Below are 22,831 nucleotides of genomic sequence, written 5' to 3'. Positions count from 1 at the left end.
TGATAAAACTTAGTTTTCAAGCTCGATGATTACCACAACATAACTTGTTGCTGAATCAGTGCTGAAATAAACGAATTATTTTTTCGCAATAGGATCAACGAAAGTAACCGCCATATCCCAAGGTTGTTCAATCCAAGTATCTTGTGGAATACTAACAACAAAGTCATCAACTAAATGCTGACCCGCAGGCTTAGCACATACCGTAACAAACTTAGCACGTGGGTACATTTCACGAATTTTTTCAGCAGTACCCCCAGTATCAACCAAGTCATCAACCACGATAAAGCCTTCACCGTCACCATCAGCTTGCTTGATCACTTTCATATCACGCTGGTGATCATGATCGTAGCTTGCGATACATACGGTATCAACATGACGAATACCTAATTCGCGCGCCAAAATAGCAGTTGGCACTAAACCGCCACGGCTAACTGCAATAATACCTGTCCACTGCTCTGCTGGTAGCAATTTTTCTGCTAGCTGGCGCGTGTACATTTGCATGTTATCCCAAGTGATGACGAATTTATTACTCATAGTAAAACAACCTCTGAAACAGCGATTTAAAACCGCATAAATTTATGTAAACGTATATAACATCACGCTTATAAGAAAATAATCTTCGCAAAAAATAGCGCTGAAATAACCCATACACTAATGTTTACTTCGCGTCCCTTACCACTCAATGCTTTTACGACCGCAAATGTGATAAAACCAAGACCAATACCTTCCGCAATCGAATAGGTCAAAGGCATGAGTAAACACACAACCACCACTGGCGCCGCTTCAGTTAAATCTCGCCAATCAATCGATACCAAACCTGACATCATTAAAATAGCAACATAAAACAGCGCACCCGCCGTTGCATAGGCAGGAACCATTCCTGCCAGCGGAGCAAAAAATAAGGCTAATAAGAATAACACGCCAACTGTTACAGCTGTTAGACCTGTGCGGCCTCCAACTGCGACCCCCGACACACTCTCAACAAAAGATGTCGTATTTGACGTCCCCAATAGTGCACCAATCGAGGTTGCAGTACTGTCGGCTAATAGTGCTCGGTTTAAACGCGGTAATTTGCCGTCTTCACCAATTAAGTTTGCTTTAGTTGCCACACCGACCAATGTGCCTGCGGTATCAAACAAATCAACAAACAAAAAGGCAAACACAATTGAAATTAACCCCACTTCCATCGCGCCTGAAAAATCAAGCTGCATAAAGGTTGGAGCAATGCTTGGTGGCATTGACATAATGCCGTTGTAATCCACTTCACCAACAATAATGCTGATTGCAGTTACAATTAAAATCGCAATTAATACCGCCGCTTTAAAACCACGTTGTACTAAAGAAATCGTCAGGAAAAAACCGAGTGCAGCCATTATTGCTGGAAAACTGGTTAAATCACCGGCGGTGACTAATGTTGCAGGACTCGCCACAACAATGCCTGATGTTTGCAAAGCAATGAACGCTAAAAACAGACCAATACCGGCTGAAATACCGATACGTAATGAATGAGGAATCGCGTTGATAATCCATTCACGGACGCGCATAACACTCAATGCAATAAAGCATAAGCCAGATAAAAATACTGCTGCTAATGCCACTTGCCATGTATGACCCATACCTAAAACAACGGTATAAGTAAAAAAGGCGTTAAGTCCCATGCCCGGTGCTTGTGCGACAGGATAGTTAGCATAAAAACCCATCACAAAGCAGCCAATCATTGCCGCTAAACAAGTAGCAACAAACACTGAACCTTGATCCATTCCTGTACTGGCTAGCATAGTGGGGTTTACAAAAATAATATAAGCCATTGTCAGGAAGGTAGTAACACCTGCCATAATTTCAGTGCGCACAGTTGTGCCATTTTCAGTGAGTTTAAATAACTTTTCTAGCATGCTTCTCGGTTCCTTAGAGATACGCAATAAAGTAACAAACAACGCCAAGAAATAGAAAACGATTGCGCAATCCATTTCGGAGCTGATTATAATCATGCGATCACGCAATTTCCAGATTTTATCGATGAAAACCATAAAACAATAACTAACATCATTAACAATTCTTGATGAAATCAAATTTTAATCTTAATTATCATCACGTTAATATAATTATAGGCTTGTTTATTTTTTGAACGTTTACTTTTTTAACCCTAAAATTAAGCGTTAATAAAGACCGATAACTAAAGTAACAAGGGGGGAAATAAGGTAGGAACAAAATACAGCAGCAAAAAAACGCCACTTCAAAGGGAAGTGGCGGCAGAATGTTGCAGATAACTGGATAGTGTTATCGAGATATTCTTAATTTAAGGGGATGAACAAACTTGCATTTGTTTCGTTGAAAGCAACAAAACAATAAAATCTAATTAGTAACGGTACGGCGTTGGGTAATGGAAGTTACTTGTATATACAGTACGGTTATTCCAAAAATGTGTCATTGAAGAAAAAATTTTCATTTAAATCACCTTAGTCATAAGTACACCAACGTCATCGTTAGTGGCTTGCCATCGCGGCTCACTTATTCTCGGTTCCTTGGAGGCGATATCTCGGGTTCATCCTGAACATGTCGTGTTAATCATTGTGCCTATCAATTAGGTATGACTAAACTATAGTCAAAATGAAATAAATTTACAACGTTTTTTTAAGTAGATCACACTTTCTGCTTTTTTAACTTGAGATATGGCTTTTCGTGTAAATTTATTACATTATTATTTGGTTATATTTCAATCCCTCTCTTTTTGGATGTTTTTCAGCACATTTGATCATATAAAAGACATAACCACAATTATGATTGAGGATAACGGCATCAGTGCCGTAATAATCGCAGAAATCAGTGCTATAAGATTTTATTATTTGCCCTATCTCCCCTAAAGGCAGAGTGATATGCTAAAACCAAAGCGATAAAAACACTCGCTACCTATTTTGTCATTTTACGGCTAAGACCCTACAAAATGACACTAGCCCAGTCTCGTATATTAAAAGGAAGGCTACCGTGTCTGAAATTACTCAACTATCACCAAAAGCTGTTTGGCATTTCTTTGATCAGATTTGTTCAATCCCTCACCCTTCTAAATATGAAGAGCAACTAGCACAATACATTGTGTCGTTCGCACAGGCGGAAGGATTAGATGTTCGTCGTGATAATACCGGCAACGTTATTATTAAAAAACCAGCAACAGTTGGCATGGAAAACCGTAAAGGCGTTGTACTTCAAGCACACATTGATATGGTGCCACAAAAAAATGAAGACACTGTCCACGACTTTACTCAAGATCCAATTCTGCCATTTATTGATGGTGAATGGGTAACGGCGACAGGCACAACACTAGGTGCAGACAATGGCATGGGTATGGCTACCTGCCTTGCCATTCTAGCGGCTAAAGACATCGAACATGGTCCATTAGAAATATTATTAACCATCGATGAAGAAACAGGCATGACAGGTGCTTTTGGTTTAGAAGCAGGCTGGCTTGAGGGTGATATTCTATTGAATACTGACTCTGAGCAAGAAGGCGAAGTTTACATGGGTTGCGCAGGCGGTGTTGATGTTGCGTTGACCGTTGATATTCAACGCGAAGCTGTTCCGGCTGAACATCAAGCAATTAAATTAGTTGTTAAAGGCCTAAAAGGCGGTCACTCAGGCTGTGATATTCATACTGGTCGTGGTAACGCGAATAAAATAATGGCGCGTTTCTTAGTGGGTCATGCTAATGAGCTTGATTTACGTATCAACAATTTCACTGGTGGTAGCTTACGTAATGCCCTACCACGTGAAGCAAGCGTTGTTGCAACATTACCAGCGGCAAATATCGATAAGCTTAATACGTTATTTGCTCATTACCAACAAATCGTTAGTGCTGAATTAGGCCATGTTGAAACTGACATTACCTTATTTACTGAAGCATGTGCACAACCTAGCGATGTTATGGTACTGGCTGACCAAACACGTTTAATGCATACGCTAAATGTTTGTCCTAACGGTGTTATTCGCATGAGCGATGATATTGAAGGCGTAGTAGAAACATCATTAAACATGGGTGTAATCACGACTGAAACAAACACAGTAACGATCCTATGTCTGATTCGTTCATTGATCGATTCTGGTCGTAGCTACGTTGAAGGTATGTTGCAATCATTAGCGGCACTTACTGGCGCACAGTGTGTTTCATCTGGCGCATACCCAGGTTGGAAACCTGATGCTGATTCTGAAATCATGCAAGTATTCCGTGATACCTATCAGCAGATGTATGGAAATAAACCTAACATCATGGTGATCCACGCCGGTCTTGAGTGTGGCCTATTTAAAGAACCATACCCAGAAATGGATATGCTATCTTTTGGCCCAACAATCAAATTCCCTCACTCTCCAGATGAGAAAGTGAAAATTGATACCGTACAAATGTTCTGGGATCAAATGCTAGCGATTCTGAAAAATATTCCTGTTAAAAAATAACTCGAATAATTGAAGTATGAATTCAAAACGGGCCTCGTGCCCGTTTTTTATTGGGGTGTATTAATCTTTATTATTATCAAAACTAAATGATAACTGCTGGGCTTTTAATCCTTGCTCTAAACCCACACTTAATCCAATAAGACGAATTTCTCGTCCTTGTTGACGTGTCAGTGCTTCTGTTAACAGTGGTATAAATTGCTGTTTATCCAATAACGGGTAACTATGCTCTACTGTTGTTTGCTGAAAATCGGCAAATTTTAATTTTACCCCTTGTTTAGCAATATTCAGTTGCGGCCGTACTTTTCGCAACCGCTGTTCAAGCTCTAAATGTAAGTGCTCAATTACCTGCCAACATTCGTCATAACTGGCTATATTTTTACTAAACGTACGTTCAACGCCAACAGATTTTCGCTGACGTTCCACAATCACTTCACGCTCATCGATACCATGGGCACGTAACCATAATGATTGTCCAAACTTACCGAACTGTTGCAGTAGCTGCTGTTGTGCATAATTTTGAACATCACGGCCGACATACAATCCTTGTTGATGTAGTTTTTGAATAGTGACTTTCCCAACCCCTGGAATTTTCTCCAGTTTTAGCTCGGCGACAAAGTCATCCACTTGTTCGGGGGTTACTACATATTGACCATTGGGCTTATTAAGATCAGATGCTACTTTTGCAATAAATTTAACCGGAGCAATGCCAGCAGATGCCGTTAGTTGCAACTCTTGTTCTATAGCTTGTCGAATATGTTGTGCAATCAAGGTTGCAGAGCCGTGCAACATCTCACAATCACTGACATCTAAATAAGCTTCATCTAATGATAACGGTTCAATTTTATCGGTGTAGCGAGCAAAGATAGCCCGTATTTGCTGAGAAACTTGACGATATATTTCCATTCGTCCATGCACTAACGTTAAATGCGGGCACAGTTTCATTGCTTGTGCAGTCGGCATTGCTGAATGCACCCCATATTTACGGGCGAGATAATTACATGTGCTCACCACCCCTCGTTGCTCAGAACGCCCACCAATAGCGATTGGAATATCACGTAAAGCCGGGTTATCACGCATTTCAACAGCTGCATAAAAGCAATCCATATCAACATGGATAATTTTACGTTGGATAGACAATGGATTGGTCACAGCAAATACTCATTAATGAACACAGCAAATAACTGTTTTTATATACAGTCATTATACGACAATTTACTGAATCAGTGCCAATATAGCAATGACCATTTTTCCAAATGGGGCGATGGAGAATGTAACAGAAGCTACATCACAGCACTTTTTTATCGGCTTGGATTTCATTTAAATTACACTCATAAAAAAACCCAGGTATGACAATTTCGTTGTCGTACCTAGGTTTCAAAGTAAGTAATAACTTACATTGTGTGATTAAAACCGATTATATAATCTGATTTTTCTTCCATTCAGCCTGACGTGCAGCACGAGCTTCTCGTTTTTTACGTGCATCACACGGTTCAGGACAATCACATTCTTTTGCGATACCAATGCCGTCTAAACCGCCACAACTACCACTAACAGACTTACGCTGAAAAATATACCCTACTGCCATTGCAATAATAACCAGTAGAAAAACAGCAAATGTTACTAAATAAATTGCCATGGAAGCCTCTATTATTTTTTATCTACGTATTGCTCAAAAGTCTTTGATTTGTATTCAACAAAGCCATCTTTGGTTTTTACAATCAACATAACAGGAATATTTTCTTGGTTTGCGAGTGCAATTGATTCATCCTCACCCATTACAGAGAAGGTTGTCGCATAAGCATCTGCCGTCATGCATGATGGCGCAATAACAGTTACCGACACTACATGATTATCAATAGGACGGCCAGTTTTAGGGTTAATCAAGTGTGAATAACGTACGCCATTTTCATCAAAGTAATTGCGATAATCACCTGATGTTGCAATCGCCATATCACCCGCCTGAAGAATTTCTTGTACCGCACGTTCATTCTCTACTGGTTTTTCAACAGCAATACGCCATAAAACATTGGCTTGATTTTTACCTTGCAAGCGAAGCTCACCACCGACATCAACCATGAAGTTTTTAACGTGTAAATCATCTTTTAGATAATCAGCAACCACATCAACACCATAGCCTTTAGCGATTGATGATAAATCGACATATAACTTAGCTTCATCTTTAATAAGTTTATTATCAGGTAAAACTTTCACATGCTGATAACCCACTTCAGATAAGCGAGTCGTCACTTCTTTATCGGTTGGAATTGATTCAGGGCGTGCTTCAGGGCCAAAGCTCCATAAATTAACCACAGGTCCAACAGTCACATCATAAGCACCATTACTAACCTTAGAGATACGTAAGGCTTCAGTGATCACTTTCGCGGTTGCCGCAGAGACAGGAAAAGCTTTATTAGCTGGCGCTTGATTAAATAAACTTAATTCTGAATTTGGGCGGTAAGTCGACATTTGATCGTTAACTAACTCTAAACGACGATCGATCTCTTTTTGAATTTCTTTTGCTGTTGGCAAACCATCTTGATTTATTATTTTAATTGAATAATAGGTTCCCATTGTCGAGCCATTAATAGTGATTTGCTGACGCTGATCACTACAGCCGGCAAGCGCTAACAATGCTGTAATCACAAATACAGCCCGAATAAGGAACATTTTCATTCAACTACTCCAATGAAATAAAGGTAATTTTTACTCTAGGGACCATAGTTAGTCATTACTAACTGATAATAACCACAATAAAAATAACATTATTATTCATTAATAATGAAAAAGGCTGACCTTAATAGGCCAGCCTTCTTTCAAGGCGAAGGGCTAGTAATTAGCCACCGAAATCATCCAATAGAATGTTTTCATCTTCAACACCAAGATCTTTCAGCATGCTGATAACAGCTGCGTTCATCATTGGTGGACCACACATGTAGTACTCACAATCTTCAGGTGCTTCATGATCACGTAAGTAGTTTTCATAAAGAACGTTGTGAATAAAGCCAGTGTAACCATCCCAATTATCTTCAGGCTGTGGATCTGATAGCGCACAATGCCATACAAAGTTAGGGTTCTCTGCAGCTAGTGCATCAAAATCCTCTTCATAGAACATTTCACGCTTAGAACGTGCACCGTACCAGTAAGACATCTTACGCTTAGAGTGTAGACGCTTAAGTTGGTCGAAGATATGTGAACGCATTGGCGCCATACCTGCACCACCACCTACGAATACCATTTCATTTTCAGTGTCTTTCGCGAAGAACTCACCGAAAGGACCAGAAATAGTACACTTGTCACCTTCTTTCAGTGACCAGATGAATGATGACATTTGACCAGGAGCGACATCAGGATTATTCGGCGGCGGCGTAGCAATACGTACGTTTAGCAAAATAATACCGAACTCTTCTGGGTAGTTAGCCATTGAGTAAGCACGGATGATATCTTCATCAACCTTAGACTCGTAGCGGAACAAGTTAAACTTATCCCAGTCGCCACGGTACTCTTCTGGTACATCAAAGTCTGAGTATTTAATGTGGTGAGCCGGTGCTTCAATCTGAATGTAACCACCAGCACGGAAAGGTACTGTTTCGCCATCAGGAATTTGAAGCTTAAGCTCTTTAATAAAGGTTGCTTTGTTATCGTTAGAAATAACAGAACATTCCCACTTCTTCACACCAAAAATTTCTTCAGGAAGCTCGATGTCCATGTCAGATTTAACGTTAACCTGACACGCTAGACGTTCGCCTTCACGTGCTTCACCTTTAGAAATGTGATCAAGCTCTGTTGGTAAAATATCACCACCACCAGATTTAACTTTTACACGACACTGACCACAAGAGCCACCGCCACCACATGCTGATGATACGAAAATACCGTTAGCAGAAAGTGCATTCAGTAGTTTACCGCCCGCACCTGTGGTGATCGCTTTTTCTGGATCGCCGTTTACTGAGATAGTAATGTCACCTGATGGTACTAGCTTAGATTTAGCGAATAAAATCACTAAAACTAGAGCCAGGATAATCAAGGTAAACATGCCTACGCCAAGAATAATATCCATTGACTATTCCTTCCTTATCCTGATTACAGCTGTACGCCAGAGAAAGACATAAAGCCTAACGCCATAAGGCCAACAGTGATAAAGGTAATACCTAAACCACGTAGACCCGCAGGTACATCTGAGTATTTCATCTTCTCACGGATACCCGCAAGCGCAACAATTGCCAACATCCAACCAACACCAGAACCGAAGCCATAGACGATTGATTCAGCGAAGTTGTAATCACGTTGCACCATGAAAGATACACCACCGAAGATTGCACAGTTAACTGTGATCAACGGTAAGAAAATACCTAATGCGTTGTATAGCGGCGGGAAAAAACGATCAAGAACCATTTCAAGGATCTGAACCAATGCCGCGATCACACCAATGAACGTAATAAAGTTCAAGAAAGAAAGATCAACACCTGGGAAAATCGCACCATCTTTAAGTACATAGTTGTACACAAGATTGTTTAACGGTACAGAAAGTGTCAGTACTACGATAACCGCAACACCTAGACCAAAAGAGGTCTTAACTTTCTTAGATACCGCTAGGAAAGTACACATACCCAAGAAGAAAGATAATGCCATGTTCTCGATAAAGATCGAGCGAATCAATAGGCTAATATAATGTTCCATATTCCTCTTACTCCTTCGCTTCTACTTGTTCTGGACGGAAAGTACGAATAATCCAGATCATGAAACCAATTAGGAAGAACGCAGAAGGAGCCAACAGCATTAGACCGTTCGGGTGATACCAACCGCCATCAGAAGCCAGTGGCAATACCTGCATACCAAATAACTTACCAGAGCCTAAAAGCTCACGGAAGAAAGCTACAGTAATAAGTACAAAACCGTAACCTAAACCGTTACCGATACCATCAATAAATGCTGGTACTGGTGCCGATTTCATTGCGTATGCTTCCGCACGACCCATTACGATACAGTTAGTAATGATCAAACCAACAAATACAGATAATTGCTTTGATACATCGTAAAGGTATGCACGTAATACTTCGTCAACCACGATTACTAATGATGCAATAATCGCCATTTGCGCAATAATACGTACGCTGTTTGGAATTTGATTTCGAACTAATGATACGAAAAAGTTCGAGAATGCAGTTACCAATGTTACTGCAATTGTCATTACAAACGCAGTTTCTAACTTAGTAGTTACCGCTAGCGCTGAACAAACACCAAGAATTTGTAATGCAATTGGGTTATTGCTGATAAAAGGTCCAAATAGGATCTTTTTCATTTCTTTAGTATCAGCCATTATTCAGATCTCCTGCACGTAACTTAGCAAGGTAAGGACCAAAGCCCTGTGCACCGAACCAGAAATCGAAGGTATGCTGTACGCCATTACTTGTTAACGTTGCACCAGAAAGACCATCAACACCGTGCTCGCTACCTGCAGGCGCGCCACCTTTAACAATTTTAATTGCAGGCTTGAAGTTCATATCATATAACTTCTTACCAACAAACTGCTCACGCCATGTTGGGTTTTCAACTTCAGCACCCAGTCCCGGAGTTTCCGCCTGATCATAGTAAGTGATACCGTCAATAGTGTTACCATCAGTTGCAACCGCAACGAATGCGTACATCATTGACCATAGACCGTTACCATGAATAGGTAGAATTACTTTCGTAGTCTGACCCGCTGCATCTTTAACAAGATAAACAGTCGCCACGTTTGCACGACGAATGATCTTTGCTAAATCTTCGTTAGCTGGAAGCGAAATAGATTCAGCTGGATTTTTCGCAGCACTACGTTGGTTATATTGCGCGGCATTTTGACCATCAACTTCAGCAACATAATTACCAGTATCAATGTTTACAAGCTTAGGCTCGATAAATTGGTTATATGTTTGCTTAATGTTAGTGTCTTTATTTAGCAGACCTGCAACAGCAAGAATGTTGCGTTGTACGTCAAGTACTGCATTTTCTTGCTGTTTTGGACGCAGAACAACTGCTGCTGTAGATACGATGATTGAACACACAAGGCTCAATACAACTACAAAAATCAGCGTTCTAGAGAAGCTATCCTTATTACTTGCCATGACGAGCCAGTCTCCGTTTGATGTTGCCTTGAACAACTAGGTTGTCAAATAGAGGTGCAAATAGGTTAGCAAATAGAATCGCTAGCATCATACCTTCTGGATATGCAGGGTTAACTACACGTACCATTACAGCCATTGCACCAATCAGTGCGCCATACCACCATTTTGCTTTATTGGTGAACGCAGCCGACACTGGGTCTGTCGCCATAAACATCATACCAAACGCAAAACCACCTAGAACTAGGTGCCACTGCCAAGGCATGTTGAACATTGGGTTAGTATCAGAACCAATGATATTAAATAGCGTTGCAGCAACGATCATACCAATCATTGTACCAGCGATAATACGCCATGAAGCAATGCCCATAACAACAATAAACAGGCCACCAATAAGGATAGCGAGTGTTGATACTTCACCAATTGAACCTGGAAGATGACCAACGAATGCGTCCATCCAAGTGATTGATTGACCAGTAATAGTGTTAACTACGTCTGCTTGGCCACCTTGAGACCACTGACTTAGTGGTGTCGCGCCAGAAAAACCATCCGCCGCATTCCATACTAGGTCGCCAGAAATCTGACCTGGGTATGCGAAAAATAGGAAAGCACGACCAGCAAGTGCAGGGTTAAGGAAGTTGCGACCAGTACCACCAAAAATTTCTTTTGCGACAACGACACCAAAAGTAATACCTAAAGCGGCTTGCCAAAGTGGTAGTGTTGGCGGAACGATCAATGCGAAAAGAATAGAAGTTACAAAGAAACCTTCATTAACTTCATGCTTACGCACCATACAGAACAACACTTCCCAGAAACCACCTACAGCAAAAACAACTGCATAGATAGGTAAGAAGTAAGTTGCACCAAGTAGCATCTTGCTACCCCAACCAGCAGTTGCTGATAGCGTGCCACCTAACATCTGGGTAAACCAGTAATGCCAGTCAGCAGCGATGACTGCTGTTAGTTTGTCTGCTGTGTATAAGTGGTTAAGACCAGCAATAGCTTGATCACCTACGTTATACATACCCCAGAACATTGCTGGGAATACCGCAAACCATACCATGATCATGATACGTTTTAGATCGATGCTGTCGCGAACGTGCGCAGATGAACGCGTCACTTGTCCTGGCGTATACATAAGAGTGGCAAACGCTTCATATAACGCAAACCAACGCTCATGCTTACCACCTGGTTCAAAGTGGTGCTCAATACTTTCGAGGAAATTCTTGAAACCCATGAATTACCCTTCCTTCTCAATTTTGTCCAAACACTCACGCATCATTGGACCAAACTCATATTTACCAGGACACACGAACGTACATAGTGCTAGATCTTCTTCATCTAGTTCTAGAAGGCCCAACTGTTGTGCACTGTCAATATCACCTGCACAGATATCGCGCAGTAATAATGTTGGTTCAATATCAAGCGGCATTACTTTTTCGTAATTGCCGATTGGCACCATGGCACGCTCACTACCATTTGTCGTTGTTGTCATGTTGAACAACTGACCAGGGAAGAACTGGCTCATGAAGGCACGAGTAACCGAAAACTTGTTTTTACCAGGAACAATCCAGCCTAAGAATTCTTTCTCATAGCCTTCACGTAAAGCAGAAACTTGTAAGTGGTAACGACCAAGGTATCCATGAACACCTTCAGCTTTAACACCGTTAAGTACTGAACCTGATAGCACGCGTAGTTGACCTGGCATCATTTCTGAATCAGTTAAGTCAGAAATAGAAGCACCAATCTGAGTACGTACTAAACGAGGATTCGTCACTACAGGGCCAGCTAACGCAACAATACGATCAGTGAAAATTTCACCAGTCAGGAATAACTTACCGAACGCAATCACGTCTTGGTAATTGATATTCCATGCAATATTATTCACGTCTGCACCGAACAACATATGAATATGTGTACCGGCTAGACCTGCTGGGTGTGGGCCGTTAAATACATGCTCTTCAACATTCGCTTCTGCTGAACGAGGTAGGCTTGCACCTGATTTACATACGTAAACTTTGCCGCTGGTTAAACGTGAAAGCACAGTTAAACCTGCAATGAACGCTTCATTTTGCTCATTGATGATAACTTCAGGGTTAGCCGCTAATGGATTGGTATCCATTGCAGTAACAAAAATCGCTTTCGACTCTGAACCAACAGCGGGTACTTTACTGAACGGGCGCGTACGAAGCGCTGTCCACATACCTGATTCAACTAATTGATCAACCACAACAGCACGGCTTAACTGTGCTAATTGCGCTGCATCATATTTGTTAAATGTGATTTGCTCATCACCTTCTACATCAATAACAACTGATTGTAGAACGCGCTTAGCACCACGATTAACTTCTATTACCTTGCCGCTAGCTGGTGCAGTGAATTTAACGCCAGGATTCTTTTTATCTTCAAAAAGAACCTGACCTTTTTTCACTACATCCCCTACGCGAGTATGCATTGTAGGACGCATACCAACATATTCTTCGCCTAGCAAGGCGACTTTAGAGATGGTATTACCATCATGTATCGCCTGGGCTGGAGTCCCTGAAATTGGGATATCCAAACCCTTTTTTATTGTAATCATACGCACTTGCACTACATTAAAGGGAAAAAAGAATTTTCATATTGCGTAATTTAAGATACTACGTTCCTTGGCCTGATATCGATGAACAGGCAGTGGCAGAAACCACTGAACGACTCCGTATCGCAACATCCAGTTAACTATCGCGCCACAAACATTAATGCGCGAGTAATTTTTCAGCCCGCGATTCTACCATTAATTAACTCGTTTTTTCTATGGTAATCCACGCGATTCAGTGTGAAAACCAAGCAACAAATAAGACGCAATAGGTTTATTAACTAATAAACATGATCAACTGCACATTTACGGGATTTTTTACATAAATATTAAATTTCAAATCCACTCCTTTATTTAACATTATTATAAAAAAAACCCCCCAATAACACATCATGTCAACATAAATACAAACTTATCAATAAACATGTGATAGTTGGTTGTATTCCAACCATACCACTAACAACAAAGTAACAACATAGCTAAGTGGCAGCCAAAACAGTAACCATTTCAAACCGTCGTAAAAAAACCGTTTTGTTAACAATTTTTATTGTTATAGACATCATTATCAATTATCTAATGTTGAACCTCCATGACAATGTGGTGATGCAGGTGCATGTAGTTGCTGCTGCCATTCTGATTCAGTATAAGTATGAACCGCAAGTGCATGAATATGATTTTCTAATTCATCAGCTAAACACTGATTTACCGCGCGATGACGGGTAATAAGACGCTGGCCTTCAAACTGGGCACTTACGACAATAACTTTAAAATGGCTTTCTGAACCTTCAGGGACGTTATGCATGTAACTTTCATTAATAACATCAAGATGCACTGGACTAAAATGGTGGTTTAACTTTGCTTCGATTTGGGGTTGAATCATAATGTCCTCAACTAAAAAAGCGGCTTTTCAACGCTAATAATAACAATTCTTCATTATTCTACTGTTATCTTGCTAGATTTCCTTTCAAGCTTTTCACTGTTCTGCGAAAATGCTCTACTATCTCTTCGTCAACATACTCGAAAGTTATTCTTAATGAAACCAGAGCTAACCTTGCATCAACGTACATTAACGTTAACCCGTTTCCCTGTACGAAAAAATGAAACCCTGCAAGCATGGGATGCCGCAGATGAATATTTGATCAATCATTGTCATACGATAGATCTTGACCCTCAACGGCCAGTACTGATCCTCAATGATAATTTTGGAGCATTAAGTTGTTGGTTTGCAAATCAAGCACAAGTAACAACAGTGACGGATTCTTTTATTACTCAGCAAGCTATTATTAATAACCTAAGTGTTAATAATTTGCCTGCTGCCACTATTATTGATTGTCTCGCTGATTTACCTGCTAATCCACAATTAGTACTAATTAAGCAGCCCAAAAACAACCGTCTACTGAGTTGGCAATTACAACAACTTTGCCACTTATTACCCCAAGACTGTATTGTTATTACTACGGGTAAAGTAAAAGAAATTCACTCTTCAACCTTAAAATTATTTGAAAAATATCTAGGTGAGACAAAAACATCACTGGCAGTAAAAAAAGCACGTTTGATTTTTACTACAGTAAATAAATCATTAGCTGTACCAATGCCACATCCTACAAGCTGGACAGTACCAGAACATGCTCTAACGATGACTAATTATGCCAATGTCTTCTCAAGTGATAGCTTAGATATTGGTGGTCGTTTTTTATTAGATTTCATTCCATCAAAGCCACAATATAACGACATTATTGACCTTGGATGCGGTAATGGTGTGATAGGTATTAAAGCAGCTCGATTAAACCCACACGCCAATGTTACCTGTGTTGATGAAAGCTTTATGGCAATTGCATCTTGTCGTGAGAATGCGCAGCTAAACCTGCCAACAACAGAGAAATTTAACGTAATAGCATCAAACTGCTTAGATAACTTTGACAATCAAAGTGCGGATCTAGTGTTATGCAATCCACCATTTCATCAAAACAACACCATCACTGATCATATTGCTTGGCAAATGTTCTGTGATGCTAAGCGAATATTACGTCAACACGGAGAGCTAATTATCATTGGTAATCGTCAATTAAAATACCATGAGAAATTAAACCGTATTTTCGCAAAAGTCGACACTATTGGTAGTAATGATAAATTTGTCGTATTACGTGCAATAAAATAGCCCAAATTTATCGTCGTCTAAATTAATATTTAAACGGCAGCTATGACCTTTTTATTAACATTAACGACATAAGCAAAGGGAATGCTTTATGATAAAAAAATACGTTGTTCTAGTATCAGCATTAGTATTAAGTGCATGTGCAGCGACACCACCGGCGCCCGTTGCATTAATGCCTACGGCTGTCTTTACGTCACAGCCGTGGGCAAAGAACAAAACACTTAATTTAACTTGTGTTGATCAAGCCCCAAATAGTTACATTGCCGTTATTGATAATGGCAGTACTGAAAATGTGCAGGTTATTCAACCTCAACAGCCATTATCATTAACATTACGTCAAGCATTAGCACAACAACTAACAGGGCAAGGATTTAGCATTACTAACAATGCAGCTTCCACTATGGCAGTTAAAGTTGAAAAAGCATTGATCACTGTAAAACAAGGATTGATGACATATAATATGCGCAGTGAACTGCAATTACAGCTGATGGTAAATACGCCTGATGGTCAATTTACTAAACGTTATTCTGGCCGTTCAAGTCGTGAGGATGCACTCACTGCATCAAATAAAGATATTGCAACAAGTATGAATAAACTCATGAATTCTGTACTTAATGAAATCGCTAATGATAGTGAACTAAATAAATACCTTAAGGAGAATGTATAATGTCGCGTTTTTTATTAGCTTTATGCTTATTGGTTGCATTACCGGTTAGTGCAGCTACAAAAGTATTGATTACCACCAACTTAGGTAACTTTACCGTTGAATTAAATGAAGAAAAAGCACCGACCACCACCAAAAACTTCTTACGTTACGTTGATGACGGTAGCTATGTTGGTACTATTTTTCATCGAGTTATTCCTGGTTTTATGGCTCAAGGTGGCGGTTTTGATAAAGCATTAAAACAGCGCCCAAGTTACCCTCCGATCAAAAATGAAGCAGACAATGGTTTACCAAATAATATGGCAACCATCGCAATGGCTCGTACCCAAAATCCAAACTCAGCCACACGTCAGTTTTATATCAATCTTGCAAATAATGATTTCTTAAATACCCAAGGCAACCAAACAGGCTATGCTGTATTTGGAAAGGTAATAAAAGGCTTCCCTGTTGTTGAACAAATGGCAACGATACCGACAACCTCAAACCCACAAACAGGTATGAGCGACGTACCACAACAACCGATTATTATTGAAGCCATGAAAGTCATTAAATAATGTGATTACGTCACCTGTACGTGATCACTCACGTAACAGGTGACGTCTATGTTAACACTTGCTTATAATCGCGCCGCTATTCCGGCTCAAGAACACTATTTACAACAATTTATTATCGATAATGCTCCCGTCTTAGCGCTCAATGCTATTGCTGCTAGCCACGGACAAATTACTTATATCCAACTGCAAAATTTATTTAACCGCCAATTAGCCCAATGGTGGACACTTCCTTATGATAACCCACAGTCGGCTAACCAATATGAAGCCAGTTATTGGTCATTAATTCAGACATTGAGCGGTATTAGCGATTATCAATTAATGGGGGATCGTTTTATCCAACATAAGATTGCTATTCTTAGTTGCTACTTACTCAATATTGGATCCAGCCCTAAAATTACATTGATAAATCGCCCTTAATAGTATTTATTTGCGTAAATAACGCTAAAAATAGAATTAAATTGTAAAATATTTGTCTGATAACCATCAAGTCGATGCGTAAAAATTTTAGAGCTGCTAAGCTTTCGTTTTATAATAAAATTTTTCAAAGATTCAGTACGCTAACGATAAGTGAGTATTGTTACCTTGGTTTCCAGAGGAATATATGGATAAAGCGACACCTCAAGAAAACACCCAAGGTTGGCGAGTTTACGCCAACCCTAAAGCCTTAATCATGTTAGCTCTTGGATTTTCATCAGGATTACCGATTTTATTGGTATTTGGTACTCTGTCTTTTTGGCTACGTGAAGCTGATGTGAGTAAAACAAGTATTGGATTTTTCAGTTGGGTCGCCTTAGCTTATGGCTTTAAATGGGCATGGTCACCGCTGGTCGATCGTTTCTCATTACCCATTTTTTCACACTTATTTGGCCGTCGTCGCGGCTGGATGCTATTTTCACAAATTGTGATTATTTTATCATTGTGCGGTATGGCATTAAGTAACCCACAAACGGATCTGTTTCAATTTGCCCTTTTTGCCATCATGGTTGCCTTTGCTTCTGCAACGCAAGATATTGTTATCGATGCTTTCCGTATTGAGCTTGCAACAGAGCGTATGCAAGCAGCATTATCAGCAACCTATTTAGCTGGTTATCGTTTAGCTATGATCATGGCAGGTGCTGGTGCTCTTGCCTTTGCTGCCTGGTTTGGTTCTGATTCTGGTTACGATCCTAGTGGTTGGAAAAGTGCCTATTTCATCATGGCAGCAATGATGCTTATTGGTGTGATCACCACGCTTATCGTCAAAGAACCAACCATTGATAATAGCGCCATCAACACCATTGAAACCAATTACAAACAACAACTTATTAATAAAGGCTATAATAAGCATCACGCCAATTTAAGTGCATGGTTTTATACCGCCGTTATTATGCCATTTCGAGATTTCTTTCAACGTTATGGTAAAAACGCCCTACTCATCTTGTTATTAATCAGCTGTTACCGTATTTCAGATATTGTAATGGGCGTAATGGCTAATGTGTTTTATGTCGATATGGGCTTTACTAAAAGTGAAGTCGCGTCAATATCAAAAGTATTTGGGGTCGTGATGACCATTGCAGGTGCAGGATTAGGCGGTATTTTAGTCAGCAAGTTTGGGACGCTAAAAATACTGGCATTAGGCGCACTATTATCAGCCACCACTAATTTATTATTTATTATGTTTAGCTATGTGGGTAATAACATTGAAATGCTAACACTGGTTATTTCTGTTGATAATCTTGGGGCAGGTATTGCAACTGCAGCATTTATCACTTTTATGTCAAGTCTAACCAATGTCGCATTCTCAGCTACTCAATATGCGTTATTTAGCTCGATAATGGTATTATTTCCTAAATTCCTTGCAGGTTTTTCTGGCGTCTATATCGATCACTTTGGTTACAACGTATTTTTCTTAACCACTGCCTTAATGGGAGTGCCCGTATTAATACTAATCCGTATATTAGCCAAGAATTCAGCACTTAATATTATAGCTGAGCCTACCCGCTCATCTTAATAAAATTATCAATTTAATTTATCTTATCTCGAAAGCTAGCCCTTGCTGCTAGCTTTCGATAGTCTCCGCTAAAAAACCAACAATTTATATCGCGTTGCCGTTAGTCTATCAAGACTGATTAAAGTTCATTCTTATTGATATTCAATGGATAAAGATCACATTTCTAGTCAATGCAATCGATTACACTGGATCGCGATCACAAATGGTAAAGGATTGCGCAAACGTTTCATTCCCAAACGTGCAATAAAGCACTAGAATCAGCGCCAACAAACGGGGCGGCCAAATCCCACCATCTAGATCAACATGAGCGAGATAACAAGATGCGCAAATCACTAGTAGCATTCAGCATTTTAGCAGCAACAGCACTTCCTTCGTTAGCTAATGCAGCAGATTACTCTGACAACATCCATAAAAATGATTATAAGTGGATGCAATTCAACTTAATGTACGCGCTAAAAGAATTACCTCGCCCAGCAGATGCGCATTCAGGTCACGATTACCTAGAAATGGAATTTGGTGGTCGCTCAGGAATCTTTGATCTTTATGGCTATGTTGATGTATTTAACCTAACTAACTCTGATAGTAGCGATAAAACATCAGCAGACGATAAAATGTTCATGAAATTTGCACCACGCATTTCTCTTGACGCATTAACAGGTAAAGACCTATCTTTCGGCCCAGTAAAAGAACTTTATGTAGCAACACTATTTAACTGGGGCGGTAATAACGGCGGCGTAAATAACTACTTCGTTGGTCTAGGTTCTGATATCGAAGTGCCATGGTTAGGTAAAATGGGCTTTAACATTTACTCTCTATATGACATGAACGTTAAAGACTGGAATGGTTACCAAGTATCAACTAACTGGTTCAAACCTGTTTACACCTTTGAAAACGGAACATTCATTTCTTACCAAGGTTACATTGATTACCAATTTGGTATGAAGAAAGAATACACATCAGCAAGCAATGGTGGCGTGATGTACAACGGTATCGTATGGCATTCAGATCACTATGCTGTCGGTTACGGTCTAAAGGCTTACCATAATGTATACGGTATTGATGATGGTACTTTCGGTCTGAAATCATCCGGTGTTTCACAATACTTCAGCCTGTCTTACAAGTTTTAAGCTGACGGTATAACACCATAAAAAAGGCGCTAATGGCGCCTTTTTTGATCGTCTCAATTGGCCACAATGTTATCATGCAATAAATTAGGCTAATAACGGATTGGACTGTGAACATAACCTTGGTCGGAGCTGGTGCTATTGGTACATTATGGGCCATAAAATTAACTCAACAGCAACATAACGTACAATTGTGGACCAGAGATTCAACAGCAGAAATAACAGTGCATTTTAGTGAATTAAATTCACCAACAATCACGACTGATTACATTTTTAGTTGCAATGACTCGCATGATCTAACTACCAGTGAGGTGGTTATTATTACTGTCAAAGCCTTTCAAGTCACCGCTGCACTCACACCACTATTACCTTATTTAACCCCTGATTGTATTGTGGTAATTATGCATAATGGCATTGGTAGCCAGCAACAAGTTCAGCAATTATTACCCCATAATCCAATTATCTATGCCACTACCTCTCAAGCAGCCTTTAAACCCACCCAGACAACCATTCAACACACTGGTTTAGGGCAAACATCACTGGGGGCTATCAATGATTATGCGCAATCTCTGTCCCATATCGCCACTCTGTTTGATGTTGCTTTAGCACCAACCCAATGGCAAGCTAATATCTATCAGCCGCTATGGCAAAAACTGGCCATCAATTGTGCTATTAACCCTCTGACAGCTATCCATCAATGTTGTAATGGTGATTTAACACAAGCTTGTTATCAATCACAGCTAGATTCTATTTGCTTAGAAGTAGCACTGATCATGACAGCGGAAGGCTTTGTGACGACTCAACAACAGCTACGCCACCAAGTTGATAATGTAATTAAAGCGACAGCTAATAACTATTCATCCATGAATCGTGACATTTTTCATCATCGACTCACTGAAATCGATTATATTAATGGGTATTTAGTTCAACAGGCCCAACGCCATAATATTGATACTCCAATTAATTATCAATTATGGCAGGCTATTAAACACATGGAGTCATTAGACCATGCCTGAGTTATGTCCTCGCGTCGTTGTTTGTATTGCCCCAGGCAGTGAAGAAATGGAAGCAGTTAATACTATTTCTATTTTAAAACGGGCTCAATTTGAGGTTATTGTTGCCAGTGCAGCAGAGGATGGCGCCTTAATTGTTGAGGGGTCACGCGGCATTAAACTGGTTGCGGATACCGCACTAATTACAATAGCCGATGAACAATTTGATGCAGTGGTATTACCCGGAGGCGTTGCAGGAGCAGAGCATTTTCGTGATAGCCCGTTAGTGGTCGAATTTGTAAAACAACACCATTATGATGGTAAATTGATTGCCGCAATTTGTGCCACACCAGCCATCATGTTTGCCGCCAATGATATGTTTCCTAAAGCACTAATGACTTGTCACCCTGCTTTTCATGATCAAATTCCAGTACCTCAATTACGCCCTAAACGTGTTGTGTATGATAAGCATGCTCGCTTATTAACCAGTCAAGGCCCCGGTACAGCACAAGAGTTTGCGCTTGATATTGTTACTCAGTTAACCAATAAAGCCAAAACAGCAGTTATTGCTGAATCAATGGTGGTGTGGCCAAACATGCATTACGATGTTATGCCGGAACGTTAATGGTACCATCGGCATAAAAAAGCCCTCAATGATCAGATCATTGAGGGCTTTTTTGATGTCATAAACACGGCATAAGATCCGCGCACATGGCATTAATTATAATGGGCGATATACTTTTACGTTCTCAAAGCCATTCTCTTTCAAGTATAGCGCTTGTAAACGGCTCATCACACCATGAGCACAGTAAAGTAAGTAAGTCTTCTCTTTTGGTAAATCACCAAACTGAGTCGCTAACTTGTAGAATGGAATATGTTTAACTTCCACACCATCAAGTTCTAGCGGGCTTTCATCTTCTTCATCTGGGCTACGAATATCAAGTACAACAGCATCCGCTGAGATATGCTCGACTAATTCAATTTCAGGGGCTTGTTCTTGGCTCTGTTTTTCGATTTCACGAATATCCATCACTCGTGCCTCATCTATAACGCGATCAAGAATAGTAAAATCAAATTTCGCTTCTTCAATCTCAAGCTTTGATTTTACCGCTTTGACTGTTGGGCTCTTTGAAATCACACCACAGAATTCAGGCATGGTTGCAGCAAAGTCTTCGGTACCAATCTGACGAGAGACATCGATAATATCTTCTTTGTCCCAGTTGATCAGCGGACGCAGAATCAAAGTATCAGTCACGTTATCAATATGACGTAAATTCGTTAGCGTTTGGCTTGAAACCTGACCTAACGCTTCACCTGTTACTAATGCCTGAATACCAAACTTCTCAGCGACACGACCGGCTGCACGCATAAACATACGTTTTAGGATCACACCCATTTGGCCATCATCGACTTTTTCTAAGATCTCACCAACAACAGGATCAAAATCAACAGCGATAAATTTAACTTTGGCAGATGAACCGTATTTTTTCCATAAGAAGTGTGCAACTTGCTTAACACCAATCTCATGGACAGGACCACCAAGATTAAAGAAGCAGTAATGTACTTTACTACCACGCTTAATATGAAGGTAACTTGAAACACCTGAGTCAAAGCCACCAGAAATAAGGCTTAATACGTCTTCTTGAGTACCTAAAGGAAAACCACCTAGACCTTTATGGCGGAATAACACTTGGTTAAGCAAATTATGCTCAATCTCAATGTTAACGGTAATATCAGGCTTTTTTAGTCTAACTTTTGCAGATTCAATCGCTTGGTTAAGACCACCACCAACATAACGCTCAGCTTCAATTGAGGTAAAGTCATGTTGACCAACGCGTTTAGCGCGAACACAGAATGTCTTACCTTCAAGGCTATCACCAACAAGGGCAAGTGTTTGCTCAAAGATATTATGAAGATCAGTAAATTCCGTCTGTTGAACTTCAAGTGAATGGTGAATACCAGGTGTTTGCGTTAAAGCGGCAAGCACCATCTCACGTTTAGTTTCATCAGGTTCGTTCACTTCTAATGAAAAGCGACGATTGTAAACACTAACAGACTCAGACTGACGCTTTAAAATAATGCGCAGGTTAGACTCAAGAATTTTGATAAAACGCTTACGTACTGAGTCACTTTTAACAAAAATCTCTGGATGTGGTTTAACTATAAATTTCATAACACACTTCGCTTTACTGGGTCTAAAGTACCAAACAGAATAAAGTACCAAACGGAATTAAAG

General features: G+C 40.1%; 22 protein-coding genes. 9 read left to right on the top strand and 13 right to left on the bottom strand.

Features of this window, described 5'->3' with window-relative positions; all coding sequences use genetic code 11:
* Positions 1 to 75: 75 nt before the first annotated feature.
* Both gpt and Q0V26_RS08715 read right to left on the bottom strand, forming a co-directional pair.
* On the bottom strand, positions 76 to 534 hold the full coding sequence (gene gpt / locus Q0V26_RS08720) for a xanthine phosphoribosyltransferase (protein WP_297480739.1): 459 nt from the start codon (positions 532 to 534) through the stop codon (positions 76 to 78).
* A 68-nt stretch (positions 535 to 602) separates the two neighbouring features.
* On the bottom strand, positions 603 to 1,892 hold the full coding sequence (locus Q0V26_RS08715; RefSeq protein WP_297480736.1) for an NCS2 family permease: 1,290 nt from the start codon (positions 1,890 to 1,892) through the stop codon (positions 603 to 605).
* A 1,090-nt stretch (positions 1,893 to 2,982) separates the two neighbouring features.
* Here Q0V26_RS08715 and Q0V26_RS08710 point away from each other — a divergent pair.
* Positions 2,983 to 4,443 (top strand): aminoacyl-histidine dipeptidase, encoded by a 1,461-nt coding sequence (locus Q0V26_RS08710; protein WP_297480733.1) that lies wholly within the window; start codon positions 2,983 to 2,985, stop codon positions 4,441 to 4,443.
* A 60-nt stretch (positions 4,444 to 4,503) separates the two neighbouring features.
* Here the strand turns inward: Q0V26_RS08710 and dinB are convergent, their stop codons facing one another.
* The 10 genes from dinB to Q0V26_RS08660 form a co-directional block, all read right to left on the bottom strand.
* Positions 4,504 to 5,592 carry a DNA polymerase IV gene (gene dinB, locus Q0V26_RS08705; RefSeq protein ID WP_297480730.1) on the bottom strand — a complete coding sequence of 363 codons (1,089 nt, stop codon included), beginning with the start codon at positions 5,590 to 5,592 and terminating at the stop codon, positions 4,504 to 4,506.
* A 265-nt stretch (positions 5,593 to 5,857) separates the two neighbouring features.
* The gene (gene nqrM, locus Q0V26_RS08700; RefSeq protein ID WP_036795773.1) at positions 5,858 to 6,079 is read right to left on the bottom strand and encodes a (Na+)-NQR maturation NqrM; all 222 of its coding nucleotides are present in this window, start codon (positions 6,077 to 6,079) and stop codon (positions 5,858 to 5,860) included.
* Positions 6,080 to 6,090: 11 nt separating this feature from the next.
* Positions 6,091 to 7,116 carry an FAD:protein FMN transferase gene (locus tag Q0V26_RS08695; RefSeq protein WP_080157104.1) on the bottom strand — a complete coding sequence of 342 codons (1,026 nt, stop codon included), beginning with the start codon at positions 7,114 to 7,116 and terminating at the stop codon, positions 6,091 to 6,093.
* Positions 7,117 to 7,276: 160 nt separating this feature from the next.
* A complete protein-coding gene (nqrF, locus tag Q0V26_RS08690) occupies positions 7,277 to 8,500 on the bottom strand; it encodes an NADH:ubiquinone reductase (Na(+)-transporting) subunit F (protein WP_080157106.1) in 1,224 nt (407 codons plus the stop codon).
* Positions 8,501 to 8,523: 23 nt separating this feature from the next.
* On the bottom strand, positions 8,524 to 9,120 hold the full coding sequence (gene nqrE / locus Q0V26_RS08685) for an NADH:ubiquinone reductase (Na(+)-transporting) subunit E (protein WP_297480723.1): 597 nt from the start codon (positions 9,118 to 9,120) through the stop codon (positions 8,524 to 8,526).
* Between the two features lie 7 nt (positions 9,121 to 9,127).
* The gene (locus tag Q0V26_RS08680; protein WP_065166531.1) at positions 9,128 to 9,760 is read right to left on the bottom strand and encodes an NADH:ubiquinone reductase (Na(+)-transporting) subunit D; all 633 of its coding nucleotides are present in this window, start codon (positions 9,758 to 9,760) and stop codon (positions 9,128 to 9,130) included.
* Positions 9,753 to 10,544: a Na(+)-translocating NADH-quinone reductase subunit C gene (locus Q0V26_RS08675; protein WP_297480719.1), complete on the bottom strand. Its 792-nt coding sequence runs from the start codon at positions 10,542 to 10,544 to the stop codon at positions 9,753 to 9,755. The genes Q0V26_RS08680 and Q0V26_RS08675 overlap by 8 nt, the downstream gene beginning before the upstream one ends.
* Complete coding sequence (locus tag Q0V26_RS08670) at positions 10,534 to 11,778, bottom strand: NADH:ubiquinone reductase (Na(+)-transporting) subunit B (protein ID WP_199190769.1); 1,245 nt, start codon at positions 11,776 to 11,778, stop codon at positions 10,534 to 10,536. Before Q0V26_RS08670 ends, Q0V26_RS08675 begins: the two co-directional genes overlap by 11 nt.
* A gap of 3 nt (positions 11,779 to 11,781) precedes the next feature.
* Positions 11,782 to 13,122 carry a Na(+)-translocating NADH-quinone reductase subunit A gene (locus Q0V26_RS08665; protein WP_297480718.1) on the bottom strand — a complete coding sequence of 447 codons (1,341 nt, stop codon included), beginning with the start codon at positions 13,120 to 13,122 and terminating at the stop codon, positions 11,782 to 11,784.
* Between the two features lie 559 nt (positions 13,123 to 13,681).
* Positions 13,682 to 13,996 (bottom strand): BolA/IbaG family iron-sulfur metabolism protein, encoded by a 315-nt coding sequence (locus Q0V26_RS08660; protein ID WP_297480715.1) that lies wholly within the window; start codon positions 13,994 to 13,996, stop codon positions 13,682 to 13,684.
* A gap of 153 nt (positions 13,997 to 14,149) precedes the next feature.
* On the opposite strand from Q0V26_RS08660, the gene Q0V26_RS08655 reads away from it, so the two are divergent.
* From Q0V26_RS08655 to Q0V26_RS08620, 8 genes are all read left to right on the top strand, one after another.
* Positions 14,150 to 15,274, top strand: coding sequence for a methyltransferase (locus tag Q0V26_RS08655; protein WP_297480712.1), 1,125 nt, complete (start codon positions 14,150 to 14,152; stop codon positions 15,272 to 15,274).
* 88 nt (positions 15,275 to 15,362) lie between these two features.
* Positions 15,363 to 15,938, top strand: a complete 576-nt coding sequence (locus Q0V26_RS08650) for a YajG family lipoprotein (protein WP_297480709.1) — start codon at positions 15,363 to 15,365, stop codon at positions 15,936 to 15,938.
* Positions 15,938 to 16,489: a peptidylprolyl isomerase gene (locus Q0V26_RS08645; protein ID WP_297480706.1), complete on the top strand. Its 552-nt coding sequence runs from the start codon at positions 15,938 to 15,940 to the stop codon at positions 16,487 to 16,489. The genes Q0V26_RS08650 and Q0V26_RS08645 overlap by 1 nt, the downstream gene beginning before the upstream one ends.
* Before the next feature lie 48 nt (positions 16,490 to 16,537).
* Positions 16,538 to 16,906 carry a hypothetical protein gene (locus Q0V26_RS08640; protein ID WP_297480704.1) on the top strand — a complete coding sequence of 123 codons (369 nt, stop codon included), beginning with the start codon at positions 16,538 to 16,540 and terminating at the stop codon, positions 16,904 to 16,906.
* Positions 16,907 to 17,090: 184 nt separating this feature from the next.
* Positions 17,091 to 18,479 carry an MFS transporter gene (locus tag Q0V26_RS08635; RefSeq protein WP_297480701.1) on the top strand — a complete coding sequence of 463 codons (1,389 nt, stop codon included), beginning with the start codon at positions 17,091 to 17,093 and terminating at the stop codon, positions 18,477 to 18,479.
* Positions 18,480 to 18,799: 320 nt separating this feature from the next.
* Positions 18,800 to 19,606 (top strand): outer membrane protein OmpK, encoded by an 807-nt coding sequence (locus Q0V26_RS08630; protein WP_297480699.1) that lies wholly within the window; start codon positions 18,800 to 18,802, stop codon positions 19,604 to 19,606.
* A gap of 107 nt (positions 19,607 to 19,713) precedes the next feature.
* Positions 19,714 to 20,619: a 2-dehydropantoate 2-reductase gene (gene panE, locus Q0V26_RS08625; RefSeq protein ID WP_297480696.1), complete on the top strand. Its 906-nt coding sequence runs from the start codon at positions 19,714 to 19,716 to the stop codon at positions 20,617 to 20,619.
* Complete coding sequence (locus Q0V26_RS08620; RefSeq protein ID WP_297480693.1) at positions 20,612 to 21,220, top strand: DJ-1 family glyoxalase III; 609 nt, start codon at positions 20,612 to 20,614, stop codon at positions 21,218 to 21,220. The genes panE and Q0V26_RS08620 overlap by 8 nt, the downstream gene beginning before the upstream one ends.
* Before the next feature lie 96 nt (positions 21,221 to 21,316).
* On the opposite strand, the gene thiI is transcribed toward Q0V26_RS08620, so the two are convergent.
* Positions 21,317 to 22,768 (bottom strand): tRNA uracil 4-sulfurtransferase ThiI, encoded by a 1,452-nt coding sequence (thiI, locus tag Q0V26_RS08615; protein WP_297480691.1) that lies wholly within the window; start codon positions 22,766 to 22,768, stop codon positions 21,317 to 21,319.
* Positions 22,769 to 22,831 lie beyond the last annotated feature (63 nt).

Source organism: uncultured Photobacterium sp., from assembly GCF_947039875.1.
GTDB lineage: Bacteria > Pseudomonadota > Gammaproteobacteria > Enterobacterales > Vibrionaceae > Photobacterium.
Note: the sequence above shows the minus strand (reverse complement) of the source record. Positions and strands in the feature narration are given on the sequence as shown.

Bases quoted from the DNA above. Each gene is read 5' to 3' on its own strand.
- gpt (WP_297480739.1), bottom strand. From the start codon at position 534: ATGAGTAATAAATTCGTCATCACTTGGGATAACATGCAAATGTACACG.
- Q0V26_RS08715 (WP_297480736.1), bottom strand. From the start codon at position 1,892: ATGCTAGAAAAGTTATTTAAACTCACTGAAAATGGCACAACTGTGCGC.
- nqrM (WP_036795773.1), bottom strand. From the start codon at position 6,079: ATGGCAATTTATTTAGTAACATTTGCTGTTTTTCTACTGGTTATTATT.
- Q0V26_RS08695 (WP_080157104.1), bottom strand. From the start codon at position 7,116: ATGAAAATGTTCCTTATTCGGGCTGTATTTGTGATTACAGCATTGTTA.
- nqrF (WP_080157106.1), bottom strand. From the start codon at position 8,500: ATGGATATTATTCTTGGCGTAGGCATGTTTACCTTGATTATCCTGGCT.
- nqrE (WP_297480723.1), bottom strand. From the start codon at position 9,120: ATGGAACATTATATTAGCCTATTGATTCGCTCGATCTTTATCGAGAAC.
- Q0V26_RS08680 (WP_065166531.1), bottom strand. From the start codon at position 9,760: ATGGCTGATACTAAAGAAATGAAAAAGATCCTATTTGGACCTTTTATC.
- Q0V26_RS08675 (WP_297480719.1), bottom strand. From the start codon at position 10,544: ATGGCAAGTAATAAGGATAGCTTCTCTAGAACGCTGATTTTTGTAGTT.
- Q0V26_RS08670 (WP_199190769.1), bottom strand. From the start codon at position 11,778: ATGGGTTTCAAGAATTTCCTCGAAAGTATTGAGCACCACTTTGAACCA.
- Q0V26_RS08665 (WP_297480718.1), bottom strand. From the start codon at position 13,122: ATGATTACAATAAAAAAGGGTTTGGATATCCCAATTTCAGGGACTCCA.
- Q0V26_RS08660 (WP_297480715.1), bottom strand. From the start codon at position 13,996: ATGATTCAACCCCAAATCGAAGCAAAGTTAAACCACCATTTTAGTCCA.
- Q0V26_RS08655 (WP_297480712.1), top strand. From the start codon at position 14,150: ATGAAACCAGAGCTAACCTTGCATCAACGTACATTAACGTTAACCCGT.
- Q0V26_RS08650 (WP_297480709.1), top strand. From the start codon at position 15,363: ATGATAAAAAAATACGTTGTTCTAGTATCAGCATTAGTATTAAGTGCA.
- Q0V26_RS08645 (WP_297480706.1), top strand. From the start codon at position 15,938: ATGTCGCGTTTTTTATTAGCTTTATGCTTATTGGTTGCATTACCGGTT.
- Q0V26_RS08640 (WP_297480704.1), top strand. From the start codon at position 16,538: ATGTTAACACTTGCTTATAATCGCGCCGCTATTCCGGCTCAAGAACAC.
- Q0V26_RS08635 (WP_297480701.1), top strand. From the start codon at position 17,091: ATGGATAAAGCGACACCTCAAGAAAACACCCAAGGTTGGCGAGTTTAC.
- Q0V26_RS08630 (WP_297480699.1), top strand. From the start codon at position 18,800: ATGCGCAAATCACTAGTAGCATTCAGCATTTTAGCAGCAACAGCACTT.
- Q0V26_RS08620 (WP_297480693.1), top strand. From the start codon at position 20,612: ATGCCTGAGTTATGTCCTCGCGTCGTTGTTTGTATTGCCCCAGGCAGT.
- thiI (WP_297480691.1), bottom strand. From the start codon at position 22,768: ATGAAATTTATAGTTAAACCACATCCAGAGATTTTTGTTAAAAGTGAC.